This is a genomic window from Mesorhizobium sp. M0491, from assembly GCF_040321265.1.
Classification (GTDB): Bacteria; Pseudomonadota; Alphaproteobacteria; order Rhizobiales; family Rhizobiaceae; genus Mesorhizobium.
In genome coordinates this window covers 1-4,264 of sequence record NZ_JAMYRE010000058.1, presented here as the reverse complement: position 1 = coordinate 4,264, position 4,264 = coordinate 1, and the positions used below count along the sequence as shown (strand labels likewise).

5 protein-coding genes and 4 pseudogenes are annotated in these 4,264 nt (G+C 58.8%); 5 read left to right on the top strand and 4 right to left on the bottom strand.

Annotated features, from left to right (window positions below; all coding sequences use genetic code 11):
• Positions 1-188: KUP/HAK/KT family potassium transporter (locus NKI69_RS33445; protein WP_352443283.1), on the top strand; the 188-nt coding region annotated here is incomplete at its 5' end.
• Positions 189-315: 127 nt separating this feature from the next.
• Here NKI69_RS33445 and NKI69_RS33440 read toward each other — a convergent pair.
• The 3 genes and pseudogenes from NKI69_RS33440 to NKI69_RS33430 form a co-directional block, all read right to left on the bottom strand.
• Positions 316-1,024 (bottom strand): annotated as a pseudogene (locus NKI69_RS33440) (IS6 family transposase).
• A gap of 75 nt (positions 1,025-1,099) precedes the next feature.
• Positions 1,100-1,312 (bottom strand): annotated as a pseudogene (locus NKI69_RS33435) (DUF1403 family protein); the annotation flags it as partial.
• 160 nt (positions 1,313-1,472) lie between these two features.
• Positions 1,473-1,850 (bottom strand): hypothetical protein, encoded by a 378-nt coding sequence (locus tag NKI69_RS33430; protein WP_023679574.1) that lies wholly within the window; start codon positions 1,848-1,850, stop codon positions 1,473-1,475.
• Positions 1,851-2,143: 293 nt separating this feature from the next.
• Here NKI69_RS33430 and NKI69_RS33425 point away from each other — a divergent pair.
• The 3 genes and pseudogenes from NKI69_RS33425 (at position 2,144) to NKI69_RS33415 (ending at position 3,666) form a co-directional block, all read left to right on the top strand.
• Positions 2,144-2,873: pseudogene (locus NKI69_RS33425) on the top strand (IS6 family transposase).
• Positions 2,870-3,049, top strand: coding sequence for a hypothetical protein (locus tag NKI69_RS33420; RefSeq protein ID WP_031194388.1), 180 nt, complete (start codon positions 2,870-2,872; stop codon positions 3,047-3,049). The pseudogene NKI69_RS33425 and the gene NKI69_RS33420 overlap by 4 nt, the downstream one beginning before the upstream one ends.
• Positions 3,049-3,666: a hypothetical protein gene (locus tag NKI69_RS33415; protein ID WP_023749049.1), complete on the top strand. Its 618-nt coding sequence runs from the start codon at positions 3,049-3,051 to the stop codon at positions 3,664-3,666. Before NKI69_RS33420 ends, NKI69_RS33415 begins: the two co-directional genes overlap by 1 nt.
• A gap of 105 nt (positions 3,667-3,771) precedes the next feature.
• Here the strand turns inward: NKI69_RS33415 and NKI69_RS33410 are convergent, their stop codons facing one another.
• The gene (locus tag NKI69_RS33410; RefSeq protein WP_023679571.1) at positions 3,772-4,047 is read right to left on the bottom strand and encodes an acyl carrier protein; all 276 of its coding nucleotides are present in this window, start codon (positions 4,045-4,047) and stop codon (positions 3,772-3,774) included.
• A gap of 79 nt (positions 4,048-4,126) precedes the next feature.
• Between NKI69_RS33410 and NKI69_RS33405 the strand changes: the two are divergent.
• Positions 4,127-4,264: pseudogene (locus NKI69_RS33405) on the top strand (DNA-binding response regulator); the annotation flags it as partial.

The following is a 4,264-nucleotide window of genomic DNA, read 5'->3' as shown; positions in this document are numbered from 1 at the left end:
AGTTCGACATCATGACGACCTCGTTCTTCCTGTCACGGCGTTCGCTCAAGGCCTCGCCCAATTCCGGCATGCCGGTGTGGCAGGACCGGTTGTTCATCGGCCTGGCGCGTACGGCGGCCGACGCGACGGAGTACTTCCAGATCCCGACCGGACGCGTCGTCGAGATCGGAACGCAAGTGACGATTTAGGGCATGCCGCGGTTGAGAAGAATCGGTGCTGTCACATTGATTGAGCGGTAAGGAAATTCAGGTAGCAGCGCGCCCGGCACTGTAAGTTTCAGCGGCTTGATGCAGCGATAGCTGGCCGGGACGGCTGTCACGCTGTGGCGACACACGCGATTTTGTTCCAGATTTGCATGGGGCGTTACGCAGGTCTCGATGTTGAGCCGATGACAGCGCATTGCAGGGAAAGTGAGCAGGTCGGCAATCGGATCATGGATGGAAACGAACCGCTGAAGCTGGCGTGCCGACTTGAAGCGTTTCATGATCCTTTCGCGTCGTCGGGTCGGCTGGTGCGAATTTTCCGCTCGATTTTCAGGCCTGTGTGCGACCGGTGTTCGACGCCGGGCATGAGGTCGCGCATGGCGGCATCATAGGATCGGAGCTTGTCGGTGATCATGATCCGTGGTGTCCGCCCTTGAGCTTTCAGCAACTTGCGCATCAGACGCTTTGCCGCCTTGGCATTTCGGCGGCTTTGTACCAGCACTTCGAGGACGAAGCCGTCCTGATCGACGGCACGCCAGAGCCACTGCTTCTTGCCACTGATAGCCACGACACATTCATCGAGATGCCATTTGTCGCCCAGGCAGCCGGCTGATATTGATCTCCTGGGCGGAATGCCGTCCGAATTTCTCCGCGCAGCTTCGAACGGTCTGATGCGTGACGATGATGCCGCGGGCCGCCAGCATGTCCTCAACCATGCGCAGGCTGAGCGGAAAGCGAAAGTAGAGCCATACCGCGTGCGCAATGATCTCGGCGGGAAAGCGGTGGCGACCATAGAGCGGATCACGAGCAACTTCTGACATGGCCCAATGTACGCACATCTTCATAAGCTGTCGGTTGTCTTTACGATGCCGCGCCAAGCGAGCAGCATCCGGCCGGCGGGGCCGACCCCGTCTCCCGGCCGTGAGCAGAACGGCATCGCGCAGGTGCCGCTTCATCCTCGACCGGCCAGCCTGCTTTGCCGTTACCGCCGCCGCCGAAAGCGCCAGGCGTTGCCGCCAGGACCGATCCGCCGGCAGCGGTTCGTTTCCACCGATGATCCGAGTGCCAACCAGTTCCACTTTCCCCCAATACCTGCGTAACGCCGCCATGCAAATCTGGAACAAAATCGCGTATGTCGCCGCAGCATGACAGCCGTCCCGACCAGCTATCGCTGCATCAATACGCTGATATCTTTACAGTGCCCGCACGCCTCTCGCGCGCCAACGGCCAGTCGGGTGTCGCGAATGAGGCGCGCTGAAGCCATCCGGCTCAGCCGATCATGGCGCTTCGGTTGCCGGGTTCGAGGTCGTGGCCTCTGCCGCTGCGCGATTCTAGCATTTGCGCCTTGGAGAGCTCTGCTTCAGCCTCGGCGAGGCATGGCTCGGCTGCGGTTCTCTGCCGCAGAAGGTCCGATTGCGAATTCTTGACGTTGTCACGACGTAGGCGAGCGGCCTTGGCGAACGTCGGATAAGCGAAATGATTGACATCGGAGATGCCGGCCTTCGTTTCCTCGGCGTTTAACTGGAAGTCCAGTTCTCGCGCCATGCGTTCGAAATCGGCAATCATGATGTCTAGCTGGTGCAACTGTCGCCGCTTCTCATTCACCTGAAATTGCTTCAGTCGGACCAGATTACCTCGTGGCTTCATGACTCGGTACTCCGGTACCCATTTCGTCCAATCAAACCGCTCTCTCCCCTTAACGTTAGGCCTACAGCGACTCTCACGTTTTCTGCTGCGAGCGGAAACATATTTTCCAAAATCCTTGGCCGATGGCTATGAGTTCAATGGCATCGACAAGCATGCGAGCGGGGGACTTAAGGGGCGGTAAAAAAAGGCGGATAGGGCGATTTTCACAATGTCTGCATTGAACGCGTTGAGACCTGCGGCGGGCTTGACACACAAAGCAATCGTCAAGATTTGCGACATGGACGCCGGGGGGCATGAATACGCCCGCCGTCAGCTACACGCCCCCCGATTTCCGCCGCCTATTATCGCCCACGCGGTCTGGCTTTATTTCCGGTTTCCGCTGAGCCTGCGCCTGGTTGAGGAAATGCTGCTGGAACGCGGCATCGTGGTTTCGTATGAGACAAGTCGCCGGTGGGGCATCAAGTTCGGGCTGGACTGCGCTCGCTGCTTGCGCCGCAAGCCGCGTGCCGGAATGACGTCTGGTACCTGAACGAAGTGGTCGTCACCATCGCCCGGCAAAAAGCTTTGGTTGTGGCGCACCGTCGACCAGGATGGATATGTGCTGGACGAAATCGTGCAAAACCGCCGCAACACCAAGGCCGCCAAGCGCTTGCTGACGCGGCTGTTGAAGAAGCAGGGGCTCGCGCCGAAGCGCATGATCACCGACTAGCTGCGCTCGTATGGAGCGGCAAAGCGACAGGTGATGCCGGACGTCAAGCACCGGTCGCACAAGGGGTTGAACAACGGAGCGGAGAATTCCCATGTGCCGCCGCGAAAACGGGAGCGGATGATGCAGGGGTCCGATCGCCGAGAGGCCTGCAACGCTTCGTCTCGACCTTGTCAGCCCTCCGCAACCTCTTCGTCCCGCCCCGCCCCAAACGTTCTGCTCTCGCCATACATGTTCATCGCCTCAGCGCGATGGCGCTGGTGATATCACGACGCGTTTGTACCGCTCGACCTACGCCACAGGTGCCGACGCTGTGACGAGCTTCGTCGGTCGCGTGTCGAGTGACGGCACCGGGGACAATTATCGTCGACCGCAGTCCATTGCCCAGACCAAGGCGCTTCTCGGCGTCGGCACGATGGCAAATCGCAGCGTCACGATCTCGGCCGCTGCCCCTTCTGGCGGCGTGGACGGTGATTTCTGGGTGCAGCCGTAATGGCCCTTTACGTCAAAGCCTCCGGGGTCTGGGGGGCGGCCAGCGCCGTCTGGGTGAAAATCTCAAGCCTCTGGACCAAGGCTCGACAGGTCTATGTGCGCAGCTCGGGCGTCTGGGAGAAAATGTTCCCGATAGATCTGGTCTTCAATGGCACTCACGAAGACTCGACTGCCACGACCGTTTACACCCACACCAGCATTCCGCTTCTTGTCGCGCCACACGCTAATCGTCGTGTCATCGTGACAACTGAGACCACTGACACCGAAAGTGCAGTGACCGTCAACAGTATGACGATTGGGGGTGTGGCTGCCACCCTTCTCGCTCAGGTGGAAAGCATCTTCAATTCTGGTGTGGTCTATCTGTCAGTGTGGTCAGCCCTCGTGCCAACCGGTACGACGGCAACGATCGTGACCACGTATAGTGAGAGCGTGTTCCGTGACTACATGTCGGTCGATACGACCACCAATTGGGATGGTGTGGTGGGCACTGTTGCCTCTGACAACAATTCAACGGGTGGCCTGACAACGACCGTCAGCATTGGTGCCCTGGGCGCAGCGATCGCAATTGCGGGCAACGCCACCAAGGGGGCATCGGCACTGCGACATGGACCGGGCTGACCCAACAGTTCTCAAACACACCAGTCACGGATACAAACCACAGCGGAGCAATGGCCATAGCTACCGCCGCCCAAGCTGCCCTCACCGTAACCTGTGCCTACAGCACTACTCCAGCACTTGCCGCACTGCTGGTGGTTCCGCGGTGCGCAACTCCTGACTGGCGACGGCGTCGGCGACATGCCTTACGGACTCGTATTGCCAGAGCTTGTAATCGTCGACAAACCAGCCAAGTCGGCTCTCGATCGCCGTAGCAAGCTCGTTATAGTCGAGGCTGTCGAGGCCGAGATCCCGCATTCTGGTTGTCATCGAGACCTCTACTTTTTCGGCAACTAGAGCGTTGAGGGTTTTGAGAACCAGTTGTTCAATTTCAAGTAATGTCATCACTAATACATGCCTTTTGCTTGCAGATTCAGGTAATGCAACCCTGATCGGGGCGCAACCCCCAAAACGAGGTGTGCGGTTGAAACATGTTCTTGTCATTGACGATGATGCCGCAATGCGGCGCCTCATCGCCGATGCATGCCCTGAAGGTAACCGCAGTCCACGATAGCAAGCAGTTTGACTATGTTCTTTCACGTGAGCCAGTCGATCTCGTGGT